The organism is Amycolatopsis pithecellobii (assembly GCF_009707865.1).
Lineage (GTDB): Bacteria > Actinomycetota > Actinomycetes > Mycobacteriales > Pseudonocardiaceae > Amycolatopsis_E > Amycolatopsis_E pithecellobii.
Window position 1 is genome coordinate 57,134 of record NZ_WMBA01000040.1, and the last position, 16,405, is coordinate 73,538.

Consider the following 16,405-nt stretch of genomic DNA (forward strand, 5'->3'; position numbering starts at 1 on the left):
CGTCAGGCGACGGCCGGTTCGAGCACGCGGTGCTCTCCGGTGTAGAGGTTCATGCTGGCGCCACGCAGGAACCCGACGAGCGTCATCCCGTTCTCCTCGGCCAGTTCCACGGCGAGTGACGACGGCGCGGAAACCGCTGCCAGCAAAGGAATCCCGGCCATCGCGGCCTTCTGCACGAGTTCGAACGAGGCACGCCCGGAGACCAGCAACCCGGTGTCGCCCAACGGGATCCGGCCCTCCAGCAGGGCCCAGCCCAGCACCTTGTCCACCGCGTTGTGCCGGCCGACGTCCTCCCGGACCGCGAGCAGCGTGCCGTCCGCGCGGAACAGTCCCGCCGCGTGCAGACCACCGGTGCTGGCGAATACCTTTTGCTTGTCCCGCAACGCATCCGGCAGACCGGAGAGCACCTCGGGCGACACCGCGAACGTCGATTCGCCCGGTGCGAACCGGGTCTTGAGCTTCACCGCGTCGAGCGCGGCCTTGCCGCACACCCCGCACGAGGACGTGGTGTAGAAGTTGCGCTCCACCCCGGTCTCCGGCGGCGCGACACCGTCGGCGAGCGTCACGTCCAGCACGTTGTAGGTGTTGCGGCCCTGGTCGTCGACGCCGTCGCAGTAACGCGCGCCGTACACGTCGTCGGCCGAGCCGAGTACGCCTTCGGACAGCAGGAAGCCGTGCGCCAGCTCGACGTCGTGGCCGGGCGTGCGCATGGTCACCGCCAGCGCCTTGCCGCCGACGCGGATCTCCAGCGGTTCCTCGGCGGCGAGCGAGTCCGGCCGCCGCCGCTGCCCGTTCTCGGTCAGCATCCGCACCGGTCGCCGCACGGTCACTCGGCCCATGGTCTCTCCTGCCAAATGTTGCCAAAAAGTTCTACAAGTCAGTAATACGCCGACAACCTGTTGGCACTAAATTGCACTCTCGATACCAGCCTAGGGGAGCGTCACCGTGGCCGTCACCTTCCTCGACCGTGCCCGCACGGTCGCGCCCGAGAACTGGAGCCGGTGGCTGATCCCGCCGGCGGCTCTGTCGGTGCACCTGGCCATCGGCCAGGCCTACGCCTGGAGCGTGTTCAAGCCGCCGCTGGAGAGTGCGCTGCAGCTGTCCGGCACGCTCAGCGCGCTACCGTTCCAGCTCGCCATCGTGATGCTCGGGCTGTCCGCGGCGTTCGGTGGCACGTATGTCGAGCGCAACGGCCCGCGCTGGGCGATGTTCGTCTCGATGACGTGCTTCTCCACGGGCTTCCTTGTCGCCGCGCTCGGCGCCGTGACCTCGCAGTTCTGGCTCGTCGTGCTCGGCTACGGGGTGATCGGCGGGATCGGGCTCGGCATCGGCTACATCTCGCCGGTTTCGACGCTCATCAAGTGGTTCCCCGATCGGCCGGGGATGGCGACCGGTATCGCGATCATGGGCTTCGGTGGTGGCGCGCTCATCGCGTCACCGTGGTCCAGCCAGATGGTGCAGTCCTTCGGCAGCACGCCCGGCGGCATCGGCACCGCGTTTCTGATTCATGGCCTCGCCTACGCGGGTTTCATGTCGCTGGGCGTGTTCTTGATCCGGGTGCCTGCGCCGGGGTGGCGTCCCAGCGGCTGGGAACCGCCGGCGAGGGGCGCCGCGATGATCACCACCGCGCACGTCTCGGCCGCCAATGCGACGAAGACCCCGCAGTTCTGGTGCCTGTGGATGGTGTTGTGCTGCAATGTGACGGCGGGGATCGGCATCCTGGAGAAGGCCTCGCCGATGATCACCGACTTCTTCCGGAACACCGCGGTGCCGGTCGGCCCCGCGGCCGCGGCGGGGTTCGTCGCGTTGCTGTCGCTGACCAACATGCTCGGCCGGTTCGTCTGGTCGTCCACTTCGGACCTGGTGGGGCGCAAGAACATCTACCGCGGTTATCTCGGTATCGGCGCGGTCCTGTACCTGATCATCGCGCTCGCCGGGAACTCGTCGAAGCTGGTGTTCATCCTGTGCGCCATGCTCATTCTTTCCTTCTACGGCGCGGGTTTCGCGACGCTGCCGGCGTACCTCAAGGACCTGTTCGGCAGCTACCAGGTCGGCGCGATCCACGGCAGGCTGCTGACCGCGTGGTCGGTCGCCGGGGTGGCGGGGCCGCTGATCGTCAACGCGATCGCGGACAACGAGAAGCGAGCCGGGAAGCAAGGTCCAGACCTCTACACGATGTCCTTCGCCATCATGATCGGGTTGCTGGTACTCGGTTTTCTCGCGAACGAGTTCATCCGGCCGGTCAAGGAGAAGTTCCACGAGCCGGGCCCGGCACAACCCGCAGCGGCGGCCGAGAAGGAGGCGGCATGAACTCGTCGCGGCGGCCGTGGTTGCTACTGTGCCGTTCGTTACCAATCCGACGGCAGCCACGGCGGAAATGGGTGTCGACGAGCAGGTCGGCTGCGGACCGTGTCCGCCTACTTTCGGGCGGATTGGTAACGCTGGCCTGGCTGTGGGTGGGACTTCCCTTCGCCTATGGCGTGTACGAGTTGGTCCGCAAGGTGATTCAGCTCTTCGGCGGCTGATCTTCCGGCGGGGTGGCGAGCCCGGCGAGCAATGCCCGCCGCGCCGAGTGCACATGCTCCTCGGCCACGGTGGCGAGCCGCTTGGTCTGGCCCGCGCGGATCAGCCTGGCCAGTTCACGATGCTCGCGTTCGACCCGGTCCTGGTAGTCGTGGCCCAGCCGGATTCGGTGCGCCTGGAACAGGTGGACCTGGGACCGCACCGCGTGCCACGCGGCGAGCAGCCGCTGGTTGCCCGCCGCGCGATAGATGATTTCGTGGAACTCCAGATCCAGCGACAACGCCCGCTCTGCGGCGGTTTCGGCGGCCATCTGCCCGACCAGCCAGTCCAGTTCGTCGAGGTCTTCGGCGGACGCGTGCGCGGCGGCGGTCGTTGCGGCAAGGCGGTCGAGAGCGCCGCGGACGTCGTAGACCTCCTGGATGTCGGACTCGGTGAGACCGATCACGTGCGTGCCCTTGTGCCACACGCTCCGCACGAGGCCTTCGCGCTCCAGCACCGCCAGGCCTTCTCGCACCGAACCGCGGCTGACCCGCAGTGACGCGGCGAGTTCGACTTCGCGCAGCGCACTGGCAGGCGGGATCCGGCCGGCGAAGATCTCCTCGCGGATCCGGTCGGCCGCCTCCTCGGCGAGACCGCGACGCTGAGCGGGTTGCATGTTCGAATGTTGACATTCGGACATGGCGCACGTCAAGCTGGAGCCACGACGACTTCGAAGGAGCTGCCATGACCCGGCCTGGTTTTCATCTCGCCATCCCCGTGGACGATCTGGCCCGCGCCCGCGAGTTCTACGGCGGGGTGCTCGGACTGCCGGAGGGGCGCTCGGACACCACGTGGGTGGACTGGAACTTCCGCGGACACCAGGTGGTGACGCACGTGGTTCCGGGCGCTCGCACGGAATCCGGCCGCAACCCGGTCGACGGGCACAACGTGCCGGTCCCGCACTTCGGGCTGATCCTGTCCATTTCGGACTTTCACGAGCTGGTGGGAAAGCTGCGCGCGGCGCACACCGAGTTCGTGATCGAGCCGTACCAGCGGTTCGCGGGTGAAGCGGGGGAACAGTGGACCATGTTCCTGCACGACCCCGCGGGAAATGCGTTGGAGTTCAAGGCTTTCCGCGACGAGTCGCAGGTCTTCGCGAAATGAGCCGGGGCGTGCTGGTCACCGGTGCGTCGGCCGGGCTGGGGCGGGCCGTGGCGCTCGCGTTCGCCGAACGGGGTGACCGCGTCGCCGTGCACTACCACTCGAACCGGACCGACGCCGAGGCCACGCTGAAAACCTTGCCCGGCAACGGACACACGCTCATCCAAGGTGACGTCGCCACGTCCCCGCAGCACATCGCGGACGCGGCGGAGGAGGCGCTCGGCGGGGTCGACGTCCTGGTGAACAACGCCGCCGTGGCACCCACTTCGGCCAACGCGCACCCGCTACCTGAGGCGAGTTTCGAGCACTGGCAACAAATGTGGCGTGAGTCGGTGGACGTCAATGTGCTCGGTGCCGCCGATCTGACTTACTGCGTCGCGCGGCACCTGATCGAGCGTGGCGCGGCGGGCCACATCGTCAACGTCGGTTCGCGTGGCGCGTTCCGTGGGGAACCCGACCACCCCGCCTATGGTGCGGCGAAGGCCGCGCTGCACGCGATGGGTCAGTCACTCGCGGTTTCCCTTGCGTCCCACGACATCGCGGTGTCTTCGGTGGCGCCGGGGCCCATCGCGACCGAGCGTCTCGCCGGCAAGCTGACCGGCGAGACCGGGGCGGCGCTCAACGCGCAGAGCCCGTTCGGCCGGGTCGCCGAGCCGCGCGAGATCGCCGAAGCCATCGTCGGTCTCACGGACTCGCCGTGGGCGTCCGGCGCCATCCTCGACCTCAACGGCGCGTCATACCTGCGCAGCTGAGCGATGCTCCAACCGGACGACGACCGCCTTGGACACCGGGGTGCCGGACTTCTTGGCCACGGAACCCAGCGGTACCAAGGCGTTCGCCTCCGGGAAGTACGCGGCCGCGCACCCGCGCGCGGTCGGGTACGCGACGATCCGGAACGCCTCCGCGCGCCGGTCCCCGTCCTCCCATTCCGAAACCAGGTCCACGATCTCACCGTCGGCGAAGCCGAGTTCCGCGATGTCCTCGGCGTGTACCAGAACCACTCGCCGTGCGTCCTCGATCCCGCGGTAGCGGTCGGAAAGCCCGTAGATCGTGGTGTTGTACTGGTCGTGACTGCGCAGCGTCTGCAGCAGCAACCGGCCCGGCGGAACGTGCGGAAATTCCAGCTCGCTGGCCGTGAAGTTCGCCTTGCCGGTGTTCGTGCGGAACTCCCGTGAGTCACGCGGCGGATGCGGCAACACGAACCCGTCCGGCTCGCGCACCCGCGCGTTGTAGTCCGCGCAACCGGGCACCACCCGGGAAATCCGGTCCCGGATCCGGTCGTAGTCCTGCTCGAACTCCCGCCACGGCACCGCGTGGTCCGCGCCGAACAACGCACCCGCGAGGCGGCAGATGATCGCGACCTCCGACAACAGCCGCGGGCTCGCCGGCTGCAGCCTGCCGCGCGAGGAGTGCACCGAGGACATCGAGTCCTCGACCGTGACGAACTGTTCCCCACTGGCCTGGATATCGCGTTCGGTGCGGCCGAGTGTGGGCAGGATCAGCGCGGTCTTGCCGGGCACGACATGTGAGCGGTTGAGCTTCGTCGACACCTGCACGGTGAGCTCGCACGCCCGCAACGCGCGCTCGGTCAGCACGGAGTCCGGCGTGGCCGCGGCGAAATTACCGCCCATACCCAGGAAAACCTTGCCCTTGCCGTCGCGCATCGCGGCGATCGCGGCGACCGTGTCGAAACCGTGCTTGCGCGGCATCGGAATGCCGAATTCTGTTTCCAGGCTAGCCATGAAGGTCTCGGGCATCTTTTCCCAGACACCCATCGTGCGATCGCCCTGCACGTTGGAGTGCCCGCGCACCGGGCACAGCCCGGCACCCGGTTTGCCGATCATGCCGCGCAGCAACGCAAGGTTCGTGATCTCCTGGATGGTCGCGACGGCGTGCCGGTGCTGGGTCACGCCCATCGCCCAGCAGTAGACCGTGCGCTTCGACTCGGCGATCATCCGCGCGATCCGGACGATCTGTTCCCGCTCCAGCCCGGTCGCCTCGTCGATCGCCGCCCAGTCGAGCTCACGCAGGTTCTTCGCGTACTCCTCGAAACCGTGGGAGGAGTCCTTGATGAACTCGTGGTCGAGCACCGTGCCCGGCGCCGCGTCCTCCCATGACAGCAACAGATGCCCGATCGCCTGGAACAGCGCGAGGTCCCCGCCGAGGCGGATCTGCGCGAACTCGTCGGCCAGCGCGGTGCCCTTGCCGACCACGCCGCGCGGGGTCTGCGGGTTCTTGAAGCGCATCAACCCGGCCTCCGGCAACGGGTTCACCGCGATGACCTTCGCACCGCCCGCCTTCGCCTCTTCGAGCGCGGAGAGCATGCGCGGGTGGTTCGTGCCGGGGTTCTGCCCGACGACGAGGATCAGATCGGCATGGTGGACGTCGGCGAGACTGACCGACCCCTTGCCTATCCCGGTCGTTTCGGTCAGCGCGGCGCCCGAGGACTCGTGGCACATGTTGCTGCAGTCCGGCAGGTTGTTGGTGCCGAACGAACGCACGAGCAACTGGTAGAGGAACGCGGCTTCGTTGCTGGTGCGCCCCGAGGTGTAGAAGACGGCTTCGTCCGGTGTGGACAGTGCCCGCAGCTGCTCCGCGATGAGCGTGAACGCGTCGTCCCAGCTGATCGGCTCGTAGTGGGTCGCGCCGTCACGCAGCACCATCGGCTCGGTCAGCCTGCCCTGCTGACCGAGCCAGTAGTCGGTCTTGCCCGCCAGCTCGGACACCGGGTGCGCCGCGAAGAACTCCGCGCTCACCCGCCGCTTCGTGGCTTCCTCGGCGACGGCCTTCGCGCCGTTCTCGCAGAACTCGGCGAGCTTGCGATGCCCGCCGTCGGCCTGCTGCGGCTCGGGCCAGGCACAGCCGGGACAGTCGAAACCGTGCTGCTGGTTGAGCAGGCGCAGCGCGCGGACGGTACGGCCGGTGCCCATCTGCTCGACGCTGCGCAGCAGCGAGACGGTCACGCCGGTCACCCCGGCGGCCCACTGCTTGGGCGGATGGATCTCCAGGTCGGCCTCGTCGATGTCGGCCTTCGGCGCGCTGCGTGTCACCTTGTCATCTTCCGACGAGGAGGGCCGCTTGACGAGAGGCGGCGACCGTATCGACCGGGATTTGCTGTCGGATTCGTCACACCGGCGAGGGTCAACCGGGGCAGTTTTCCCCGGTCGGCATGGGTTTGCTCGGATCGAACTCGCCGGGTTCGGGGGTCACCGACGGCCCGTCGAAGTTTTCGCTGAACGCGGGCGCGACCCGGTCCTGCTTCAGCGCACCGCAGGCGGCTTCCGTGTAGTAACGGTTGAGCTGGTCCAGCCACAGGCCCCAGGAGCTCTTCTGATAGTTCGATCCCGACGTCACCACGTAGTCCGCCTGGATCCGCAGGAACGGCTCGAGGTCGCCAGGGCCGTAGACCTGCCGGCTGCCGGGATCGAAGGCATACGTCACCACGTAGTCGGCGTGGACGGTGAGTTCGCCCGGTTTTCCGGCCTGCACGGTCAGGCCGCCGGTCATCCGCGGCGCCACGGGCAGCAGGGGATAGCCGTCGGCGAGCAGCACGAGGTACGACTCCGGGTGTGCCCGGACGTCCCCGCGCGCATCGGGGGCGAGCAGGGCGGTGTACTTCTCGACGTTGTGCCGCTGGAGCACTTCGGGGTCCAGCGAAGCGACGACGATCGCCTGTTTGACCTGGTCCAGTGCCGAAGCCACCTGCTCTTTCGAGAAGGCGCCGACCTTCGTCGCCGGCGGCACGGTCAGCCCGGCGATGCCCTCGGCCCAGTTCTGCGCGGGGGTGTTTTCGAACGGGCGCGACAGGTCGACGCGGGCGAAGTCAGGCAGGTCCGTGGGCGCGGGTGCGGTCGTCGTCGAGACGGCTCCGCCGCCCGAGTAGTGCTCCGAACTCGCCTTTCCCCAGCGGTAGACCGCGATTCCGGCGCCGGCCACCACGACGAGCACGACCGCGAAGATGACCAGTCGCCTGCCTCGCCGGCGGCGGCGCCGGGTGCGGCGTTGGTCGACCCACGCCTCCTTCTCGGCATGCCGTTGCCAGTCCGGATCCATCAGGCCCGGATGGTTCTCGATACCGTGCTCGTCCACTACTTACCGCCTCATCCCGTGATCTTGCATCCGGAGATCGGCGGAGCAGGGCAGCCGTTACGGCGGGCGGGCCGCCGCAACCTGTTCGGAATGTTCAGCGCACCGCGGCGTAGACGATCCTGGCCAGGCCGGTCATCCCGGCCAGGTTCGGGTGGTAGGGCGCGGCGGTGAGCTGGAAGTGCTGCCCGTTGATCCACGCGGCGTCACCGGCGCACGCGTCGTGCCCGGCCGACGGCGTGAAAGTGTCCACATAGGACGTATCGCCGTCCGCGGTCGCGGCACCGGAAATCGCGGCGTTGAGCGCTTCTTCGACACTCGTGAGCCACGCATAGTCACCATCGGCGAACGGCAGGACCTCCGGGCACGTTCCGCTCGCCGGCGCGATCCGCGGGTAGCCGATCGCGAACACCCGCGCCCGCGGCGCCCGCTGATGGATCTGCGCCAGCACCGCCGTGATGTTGCCCTGGGTCCGGGTCAGCTCCGCCTTGATCACGTCAACGCCGTCGGTGGTGAACTGCCGCTGGCACGGGTTCCCCGTCGGATCCGACGCGCGCAGGCTGGGGCAGGTACCGGTGAGCGTGCCGAACACGCCGTAGTCGTTGCCGCCGATGCCGATCGTCACCAGGTCGGTGTCCGCGCGCAGCGCGTCGAGTTGCGGTGGGTTGACCCCCAGCGGCACCGCCTGCGGGGCGGCCATGTTCGTCGTGTCGGCGCCGCTGCAGCTGACGTCGGTGTAGGAATGCGTCCACAGTTTCAGCGCCAGCTGCGCCGGATAGTTCAGCGTGGAGCGGAAGCAGCCCACCGGATCCAGGCGCTGCAACGGAATCAGCGGCCCGGCGGTGTAGGAGTCCCCGAGCGCGACGTAGTTCTCGTGCTGACGCGGTGCGGCGGTGGCGGTGGCGGTGAAGCCTGACACCAGTACGGTGCAGGCGGCGAGCATGGCAATGACGATTCCCCGGCGGGCACGCATGGTTCTTTCCTAGCCCGCGCAAGGCATTCCCGCCGCCGCCGTTCGGGTGGCGTCGCCACGGTTCACCCGGTTCGGTGGATGGCCTCGCCGATGGAACAGACCAGTGCTTCCTGCCCACGTGGTCCGATGATCTGGACGCCGGCCGGCAACCCGCCGGCGGTACGCCCGGCCGGTACGGTCAGCGCCGGGTGCCCGCTGACGGAGGCGAGCGCGGTGAGCCGGTAGTAGGCGGTCTCGACCTCCTCGGGGTGGCCATTGACGACCACGGTGTCCGCGTCGAGTGGGGCGGCCGTGACCGGCACGGTCGGCAATACCAGCACATCGACCGTGTCGAAGACGGCGTCGACCTCGGCGCGGATCCGCCCGGCGAGCGCCAGCGCCTGCTCGTAGTCCGAAGTGGACACTTGCGAACCCGCGCGCAGCTGACCGATCGCGCGCCCGGCCAGCCCATCGGGCTGTTCCTGGTACCGCGCCCACCACTGCCGTGCGGACTCGAAAAGCATGATCGTGTACCCGGTTCCGCGTGCGTGGCGGCGGGCGAGTGGCAGCTCGACGTCGGTGATTTCCAGCCCGGCGACGGCGTTTTCCACCAGCCGCAGCACTTCCGGATCGATCCGGTCGCCCCACAGCTGCGACGGCCAGCCGGCGCGCAGCCCGCCGGCGGGCTCGATACCGGCGGACTCCCCGGCGAGAATTCCGTGAATTCGCAGGCATTCCGCGGCCGTGCGGGCGATCGGGCCGACGGTGTCCATCGACGGCGCGACCGGGGTGATCCCGTCCATCGGCACCGAACCATGCGTCGGCCGCAGGCCCGCGACACCGCACAGCGCGGCCGGGATCCGGATCGAGCCGCCGGTGTCCGTGCCGAGGGCGACCGGCACCGCGCCGGTGGCGACTGCGACCGCCGAACCACCGCTCGACCCGCCTGCGTCCCGCGTCGGATCGAACGGGTTGCCACAGCCCGGCGTCCGGCCCGACCAGGCCAGTTCGGGCACCGTCGTGCGGCAGGCCACCCCGAACCCGGCGGCGCGCATCCTCGCCCACGCGGTCGCGTCCTGCGCCGCGACCCGGTGCCCGAGACCGGGGGTGCCATTGCGGACCGTCTGGCCCTCGACGTCGATCAGGTCCTTGACCCCGACCGGTTCACCCCGCACCGGATACGTCTGCACGAAAGCGCCCGTCATAACCCGTTCATACCCCTCGCCCGGCGGCCGGGCGCGGCGTGACGACTAGATTGGACATGTGGACGAGGAGTACCCCGCCGAGCTGTCCACCGGCGACAACTTCGTGGCCGGGCCGCTGCCCGACGACCCCGCAGATGTCGATCCGGTCGACCTCGAGCAGACCGAACGCCAGGCACGCCAGGAACTGGTGAAGGTCGAAGCCGAGCTCAACACCCGCTGGCCCGAGACCAAGCTCGAGCCCTCGTTGACCCGGATCTCCGCGCTGGTCAACGTGCTCGGCGAACCGCAGACGACCTACCCCGTGCTCCAGGTCGCAGGCACCAACGGCAAGGGCTCCACGGCCCGCATGATCGACGCGCTGCTCACCAGGATGGGCCTGCGCACCGGCCGCTACACCAGCCCCCACCTGCAGTTGGTCACCGAGCGCATCGCGCTGGACAACGCGCCCATCTCCGCGTCCCGCTACGTCGACGTCTACCACGACATCCTCCCGTACGTGGGCATGGTGGACGCCGCAGGCGGACCGCCGATGAGCAAGTTCGAGGTGCTGACCGGGATGGCGTTCGCGGCGTTCGCCGACGCACCGGTCGAGGCCGCGGTGGTCGAGGTCGGGCTCGGTGGCACGTGGGACGCCACGAACGTCGCCGACGCGCAGGTCGCGGTGATCACGCCGGTCGGCATCGACCACGTCGAGTTCCTCGGCGGTGACCTCGCCGGAATCGCGCGCGAGAAGGCCGGGATCATCAAACCCGGCAGCGTCGCCGTGCTGGCCGAGCAGGATCCGGTGGCGCAGCGGGTGATTCTGGAACGCGCGGTGGAGGTGGACGCGACCGTGGCCCGCGCGGGCAGCGAGTTCGCCGTACTGCGCCGCGAGATCGCGGTCGGCGGCCAGATGCTGACCTTGCAGGGGCTCGGCGGGGTCTACGAAGAGATCTTCCTTCCGCTGCACGGCGCGCACCAGGCCGCCAACGCGGTGCTCGCGCTGGCCGCGGTCGAGGCGTTTTTCGGTGCGGGCAAAGACAAACAGCTCGTCATCGACGCCGTGCGCGAGGCGTTCGCCGAGGTGGAGACGCCCGGCAGGCTCGAGCGCGTGCGCGCGGCACCGGCCGTGCTGATCGACGCCGCCCACAACCCGCACGGCGCCCGCGCGCTCGCGACGACCATCACCGAGGAGTTCGCGTTCCGGCGGCTCGCCGCGGTCGTCGGTGTGATGGCCGACAAGGACGCGCGCGGCATCCTCGAAGAGCTGGAGCCGGTTGTGTCGGAGATCGTGGTGACCCGGAACTCCTCACCACGGGCGATGCCGCTCGACGAGCTGAACGAGGTGGCACTGTCGGTTTTCGGTGATGACCGGGTCGTCGCCGAGCCCTCGCTGGACGCGGCCATCGAGACGGCCGTCGCGCTGGTCGAGGAGACCGACGATCCCGACGAACCGCTCGCCGGTGGTGGCGTGCTGGTGACGGGCTCGGTCGTGACCGCGGGCGAGGCGCGGACCCTGTTCGGGAAGGAGCCGGCATGAGTTCGCAGCCCGAAAACACCGTCAAGCCGCCCGCCAAGGACCCGATGAAATCCTTCCGCGGCGTCATGGCGGGAGCATTGACCCTCGAGGCGATCACGGTCGCGCTCGCGCTGCCAGTGGTCGCGCGCCTCGGCGGGGGAGTCGGCACCGGCAAAGGCTGGACGGTGATCGCCGTCGCGATCGCGCTCGTGCTGTGTTGCGGACTGCTGCGGCGATCCTGGATCGTGCCGGTCATCCTGGCGCTGCAGGCCGTGCTGATCGCCTTCCTCTTCTGGATCACCGCGATCGGCGTGATCGGCCTGCTGTTCCTGGCGTTCTGGCTGTGGGCGCTGTGGCTGCGCCGCGACGTCGCGCGCCGGATGGCCGCGGGCAAACTGCCGAGCCAGCAGGAGTAACGCGTTCATCCTGCGGACAGCCGGAGTTGGCCCAAGCGCCCGGATCAGCGGTTAGAAACCGGGCATGACCGAACAGACTCGCCGTTCCCTGCTGAAAACCGGCGCCGTCACCGCCGGTACCCTCGCCGCCGGCCTGCTCGTCCCCGCCACCGCGCAGGCCGCCCCGCTCATCCGTCGCGACCGGCCGGTGCTGACTCACGGCGTCCAGTCCGGTGGCGTCACCACCGACTCCGCCATCGTCTGGACCCGCGCCGACCAACCGTCCCGCATGGTCGTGGAGATCGCGCGCGACCCGTCGTTCAAGCACACCCGCACGCTGCGCGGCCCGCTGCTCACGCCGGACACCGGCGGCACCGGCAAGCTCCGCGTCCCCGGCCTGACCCCGGGCACCGAGTTCCACTATCGCGTCACCGCGGACGACGGCCGTGCCGGCAGCGAAGCCGTCACCGGCAGCTTCCGCACCGCCCCGGTGAACCGCGCCGGCGCCCGGATCCTGTGGTCCGGTGACGTCGCCGGCCAGGGCTGGGGCATCAACCCCGACATCGGCGGCATGACCGCGTTCGCCGCGATGGCCGCCCGCCGCCCGGACCTGTTCCTGCACAGCGGCGACACCGTCTACTCCGACGGTCCGCTCACCGAGTCGGTCACGTTGCCCGACGGCCGGATCTGGCGCAACCTCGTCACCGAAGAGAAGTCGAAGGTCGCCGAATCGCTCGACGAGTACCGCGGCCAGTTCGCCTACAACCGGCTCGACGAGAACGTCAAGGCCTTCACCGCCGCCGTGCCCAGTTACGTGCAGTGGGACGACCACGAGGTGCTCAACAACTGGTACCCCGGCGAGATCCTGGATCTGGCGCAGTACACGGAAAAGAACGTGGACGTGCTCGCCGGCCGGGCGTTCCGGGCGTTCCACGAATGGCACCCGATCGACGCCCGGCGCGCCGTCGACGGCCGGGTCTACCGCAGTTTCCGCTACGGCAAACACCTCGAGATCTTCGTGCTCGACATGCGCAGCTACAAGGACGCCAACACCGCCGACGAGACCCGGCCCGGTCACATCCTCGGCGCCAAGCAGGCGAACTGGCTCGTCGACGGGCTCACTCGCAGCACCGCGACGTGGAAGCTGGTGATGAACGACCTGCCACTGGGGTTGATCGTGCCGGACGGCAGCGGGATCGAGGGTGTCGCGAACGCGCTGCCCGGCGCGCCCGCCGGCCGCGAGGCCGAGATTGCCTGGGTGCTGCACCAGATCCGCCGCGTCGCGAACGTCGTGTGGCTGACCGCCGATGTGCACTACACCGCCGCCCACCACTATTCACCGGACCGGGCCGCATTCGGCGATTTCTCCCCGTTCTGGGAATTCGTTTCCGGTCCGCTGCACGCCGGTGCGTTCGGCCCGAACACACTCGATCCCACGTTCGGCCCGGAAGCGGTTTTCGTGCACGCACCGCCGGTCGCCAACACTTCGCCGATGACGGGTTTCCAGCATTTCGGGGAACTGAACATCGACGGCCCCAGCGGCGCGCTGACCGTGGATCTTCGCGACGGGAAGGGTGTTTCGCTCTGGTCGACCACCCTGCGCCCCGAGCGGCGGTGAGCCAGTACTCTTCGGGCACCGTCAATGCAAGCAGAGGAGAAACGAAAGTCGTGAGTGAGCGCACGCTGGTTCTGGTCAAGCCCGATGGCGTGGCACGCGGTCTGGTCGGCGAAGTCATTTCGCGGATCGAGCGCAAAGGCCTCAAGCTGGTCGCGCTGGAACTGCGCACGGCAGGAAACGGGGTCGCCGAGGAGCACTACGCCGAGCACAAGGACAAGTCGTTCTTCGGCGAGCTGCTGGAGTTCATCACCTCCGGCCCGCTCGTGGCGATCGTCGTCGAAGGGCCGCGGGCGATCGCGGCGTTCCGGCAGCTCGCCGGCGGCACCGACCCGGTCGAGAAGGCCGCCCCGGGCACGCTGCGCGGGGACTTCGCCCTCGAAACCCAGTTCAACCTGGTGCACGGCTCGGACTCGCCGGAATCCGCCGAGCGCGAGCTGAAACTGTGGTTCCCCGACCTGTGAACCGGCCCATCCGGCCCGGGCGTGCGTCCCGGGCCGGATCCGCGCGGTAAAGCAGTCGAAAACTGTCGGTCCCCCCGCCTATGTTGATGATGTGGACGAAGAACCGACCATGGTGCAGGCCAAGGCGCTCACGAAGCGCTTCGGCGAGTTCGAGGCTGTCCGCGGGATCGACATCGAGGTCCGCCGCGGCGAGTCGTTCGGCTTTCTCGGCCCCAATGGCGCCGGGAAATCGTCCACCATGCGCATGATCGCGTGCGTCTCACCCCGCACGGACGGGGATCTGAAAGTACTGGGGCTCGACCCGCGGACCGACGGCCCGCGCATCCGCGCGCGGCTGGGTGTGGTGCCTCAGCAGGACAACTTGGACGTCGAGCTGACCGTCCGGCAGAACCTCCAGGTCTACGGCCGGTATTTCGGTCTGTCCCGCGCGCGGACCCGGCGCAGGGCGGCGGAGTTGCTGGACTTCGCGCAGCTGACCGACCGGGCGGACACGGAAGTGGAGCCGTTGTCCGGCGGGATGAAACGCCGCCTGACGATCGCCCGCTCGCTGGTCAACGATCCGGAGCTGCTGCTGCTCGACGAGCCGACGACGGGGCTGGACCCGCAGGCCCGGCATCTGTTGTGGGACAGGCTGTTCCGGCTCAAGGCGCAGGGCGTCACGCTTATCGTCACGACTCATTACATGGATGAAGCCGAGCAGTTGTGCGACCGGCTCGTGGTCATGGACGGTGGCCGGATCGTGGCCGAGGGCTCACCGGCACAGCTGATCGCGCGCTACTCGACGCGCGAGGTCGTGGAGCTGCGATTCCCGCCGGGGCGGGAGATTTCGCCGGAGCGCGTCACGGATCTGGCCGAGCGCACGGAGGTCCTGCCGGACCGGATCCTGTTGTACACCGACCGTGGTGAGGCGGCGCTGGAGCAGGTGCACGCGCGGGGGCTGCGGCCGCTGTCCAGCCTGGTGCGGCGCAGCAGCTTGGAGGACGTGTTCCTCCGCCTCACCGGAAGGACGCTGGTGGACTGATGGTCGCGTCTTCGGGGCAGGTGGTCGGTTCCTGGCGTGCGGCGGTGCTGCGGGTCGAGGGCAATCTCGCGTGGTATCGCCGGTACTGGAAGTCCAATCTGTACTCGTCGGGCCTGCAGCCGCTGCTGTTCCTCGTCGCGATGGGGCTGGGTTTCGGCTCGCAGGTCAAGGCCGGCCCGGCCACCGGCGGGTTGCCATACCTGCAGTACATCGCGCCGGCGCTGCTGGTTTCCGCGGCGATGCAGAACTCGGTGGGCGAATCGACCTATCCCGTGCTGTCGGGATTCAAGTGGCAGAAGGACTATCTCGCGGTGACGGCCACCCCGGTGACCCCGGGACAGTTGCTGGGCGGGCATTTTCTGTGGGTCGGTTTACGGTTGCTGGTGTCGTCTTCGGTGTACGCGCTCATCGCACTGGCCTTCGGCGCGTGGCTCAACGCCGGTGCCCTCGCGGTGGTCGTGGTCGGCGTGTTCACCGGGATCGCCTGTGCCGCACCGGTCACCGCGTTCGCGGCGACCACCTTCGACGAAGGCGTGAGGTTCAACGCCCTGTTCCGGTTCGTGGTGATCCCGATGTCGCTGTTCGCCGGGACGTTCTTCCCGATCGAACAGATCCCGCTGGCGCTTCGCTGGCTGGCCTGGATTTCCCCACTGTGGCACGGAAACCAACTCGCCCGAGGCGTCACGCTGGGTGGCGTCGCACCGCTGGCGTTGGTAGGACACGCGGCCTACCTCGCAGCGCTGCTAGGCACCGGCGCGTTCTTCGCCCGCAAATACTTCTACGCGCGGTTGGTGGTGTGAGATGCCCACATTCCGACCTGCGGCGGGGAATGCCACCGCACACCCGACCCCCGTTCCCGACCGGGTAAACCCGGCCCTCCCGGCGTTGACTGCCGCGCATTTCGGCGCTATACCGTCGAAATCCGCCCGCGCACCCGAGCAGGCCCGGCGTGGCGCCGCCCCCGCCGCAACAGCACGCGGCCTACCGCACCGCGCGGTGGCTGGTGCTGCCGCGCGTCCTGCCCCTAGGCCTGCTCTCCGGACCCGACCGCGCGGCGTGAGCGGGCCTGGTTTTCCTCGCTGTGCAAGGGGAATCGCCTCGGCGGGCCCCACTGGGCGCCCTAGCGCCGCTCCCGCCCCTCGGATGCCTGCCTCACCTCGCGATGCCTGGCTCGCCCAGGCCCTTCGACCCGCGGTCGGTGCTGCTGCCGCACGCCTTACCCCCAGCCCCGTGCTCAGGACCCGACCGCGCGGCGTGAGCCGGCCCGGATTTCCCTGCTGCGCCATGGAAACAAGTTCACGGGGTCCCGTGGGGCGCTACGGCCCCGCTCCCGCCCTACCTCGCGATGCCTGGCTCGCCCATTCCCTTCGACCCGCTGTTGCCGCACGCCCTGCCCCCGGGCCCCTTCTCCGTATCCGACCGTGCGGCCCCCGCTTGCCAGGCGTCGGCTGGCCGGGATTTCCCTGCTCTGCCACGGAAACAACCTCGCCGGGGCCCACTCGGCAC

At 69.1% G+C, this 16,405-nt stretch carries 16 protein-coding genes; 10 read left to right on the forward strand and 6 right to left on the reverse strand.

Going from position 1 to position 16,405, the window contains the following annotated elements:
- Nucleotides 1-2: 2 nt before the first annotated feature.
- Complete coding sequence (fdhD, locus tag GKO32_RS23485; protein ID WP_154759039.1) at nucleotides 3-839, reverse strand: formate dehydrogenase accessory sulfurtransferase FdhD; 837 nt, start codon at nucleotides 837-839, stop codon at nucleotides 3-5.
- Between the two features lie 106 nt (nucleotides 840-945).
- Between fdhD and GKO32_RS23490 the strand changes: the two genes are divergently transcribed.
- A complete protein-coding gene (locus GKO32_RS23490; RefSeq protein ID WP_312868427.1) occupies nucleotides 946-2,310 on the forward strand; it encodes an OFA family MFS transporter in 1,365 nt (454 codons plus the stop codon).
- Complete coding sequence (locus GKO32_RS40785; protein ID WP_154759040.1) at nucleotides 2,307-2,525, forward strand: MFS transporter small subunit; 219 nt, start codon at nucleotides 2,307-2,309, stop codon at nucleotides 2,523-2,525. The genes GKO32_RS23490 and GKO32_RS40785 overlap by 4 nt, the downstream gene beginning before the upstream one ends.
- On the opposite strand, the gene GKO32_RS23500 is transcribed toward GKO32_RS40785, so the two are convergent.
- Complete coding sequence (locus GKO32_RS23500; protein WP_154759041.1) at nucleotides 2,507-3,178, reverse strand: GntR family transcriptional regulator; 672 nt, start codon at nucleotides 3,176-3,178, stop codon at nucleotides 2,507-2,509. The genes GKO32_RS40785 and GKO32_RS23500 overlap by 19 nt on opposite strands.
- Nucleotides 3,179-3,246: 68 nt before the next feature.
- Here GKO32_RS23500 and GKO32_RS23505 point away from each other — a divergent pair, with 68 nt between their 5' ends.
- On the forward strand, nucleotides 3,247-3,666 hold the full coding sequence (locus GKO32_RS23505) for a VOC family protein (protein ID WP_154759042.1): 420 nt from the start codon (nucleotides 3,247-3,249) through the stop codon (nucleotides 3,664-3,666).
- Complete coding sequence (locus tag GKO32_RS23510; protein WP_154759043.1) at nucleotides 3,663-4,415, forward strand: SDR family NAD(P)-dependent oxidoreductase; 753 nt, start codon at nucleotides 3,663-3,665, stop codon at nucleotides 4,413-4,415. The genes GKO32_RS23505 and GKO32_RS23510 overlap by 4 nt, the downstream gene beginning before the upstream one ends.
- Here GKO32_RS23510 and GKO32_RS23515 read toward each other — a convergent pair.
- The 4 genes from GKO32_RS23515 to GKO32_RS23530 all read right to left on the reverse strand — a co-directional run bounded on the left by GKO32_RS23515 (nucleotide 4,398) and on the right by GKO32_RS23530 (nucleotide 9,906).
- Nucleotides 4,398-6,713 (reverse strand): FdhF/YdeP family oxidoreductase, encoded by a 2,316-nt coding sequence (locus GKO32_RS23515; RefSeq protein WP_312868428.1) that lies wholly within the window; start codon nucleotides 6,711-6,713, stop codon nucleotides 4,398-4,400. The genes GKO32_RS23510 and GKO32_RS23515 overlap by 18 nt on opposite strands.
- A 91-nt stretch (nucleotides 6,714-6,804) precedes the next feature.
- Nucleotides 6,805-7,752, reverse strand: a complete 948-nt coding sequence (locus GKO32_RS23520) for a hypothetical protein (RefSeq protein WP_312868429.1) — start codon at nucleotides 7,750-7,752, stop codon at nucleotides 6,805-6,807.
- Between the two features lie 94 nt (nucleotides 7,753-7,846).
- Nucleotides 7,847-8,722 carry an SGNH/GDSL hydrolase family protein gene (locus GKO32_RS23525; RefSeq protein WP_154759044.1) on the reverse strand — a complete coding sequence of 292 codons (876 nt, stop codon included), beginning with the start codon at nucleotides 8,720-8,722 and terminating at the stop codon, nucleotides 7,847-7,849.
- Nucleotides 8,723-8,784: 62 nt separating this feature from the next.
- Entirely contained in the window at nucleotides 8,785-9,906 is a 1,122-nt protein-coding gene (locus tag GKO32_RS23530) for an amidase (protein WP_154759045.1), read from the reverse strand.
- Nucleotides 9,907-9,964: 58 nt separating this feature from the next.
- On the opposite strand from GKO32_RS23530, the gene folC reads away from it, so the two are divergent.
- The 6 genes from folC (at nucleotide 9,965) to GKO32_RS23560 (ending at nucleotide 15,699) form a co-directional block, all read left to right on the forward strand.
- Nucleotides 9,965-11,425, forward strand: coding sequence for a bifunctional tetrahydrofolate synthase/dihydrofolate synthase (gene folC, locus GKO32_RS23535; protein ID WP_376765994.1), 1,461 nt, complete (start codon nucleotides 9,965-9,967; stop codon nucleotides 11,423-11,425).
- Entirely contained in the window at nucleotides 11,422-11,820 is a 399-nt protein-coding gene (locus GKO32_RS23540) for a DUF4233 domain-containing protein (RefSeq protein ID WP_154759046.1), read from the forward strand. The genes folC and GKO32_RS23540 overlap by 4 nt, the downstream gene beginning before the upstream one ends.
- A gap of 64 nt (nucleotides 11,821-11,884) precedes the next feature.
- Nucleotides 11,885-13,417 (forward strand): alkaline phosphatase D family protein, encoded by a 1,533-nt coding sequence (locus GKO32_RS23545; protein ID WP_154759047.1) that lies wholly within the window; start codon nucleotides 11,885-11,887, stop codon nucleotides 13,415-13,417.
- Between the two features lie 50 nt (nucleotides 13,418-13,467).
- Nucleotides 13,468-13,878 carry a nucleoside-diphosphate kinase gene (gene ndk / locus GKO32_RS23550; protein ID WP_312868430.1) on the forward strand — a complete coding sequence of 137 codons (411 nt, stop codon included), beginning with the start codon at nucleotides 13,468-13,470 and terminating at the stop codon, nucleotides 13,876-13,878.
- A 109-nt stretch (nucleotides 13,879-13,987) separates the two neighbouring features.
- Nucleotides 13,988-14,899, forward strand: a complete 912-nt coding sequence (locus GKO32_RS23555) for an ABC transporter ATP-binding protein (RefSeq protein WP_154759071.1) — start codon at nucleotides 13,988-13,990, stop codon at nucleotides 14,897-14,899.
- Entirely contained in the window at nucleotides 14,899-15,699 is an 801-nt protein-coding gene (locus GKO32_RS23560; protein ID WP_154759048.1) for an ABC transporter permease, read from the forward strand. The genes GKO32_RS23555 and GKO32_RS23560 overlap by 1 nt, the downstream gene beginning before the upstream one ends.
- Nucleotides 15,700-16,405 lie beyond the last annotated feature (706 nt).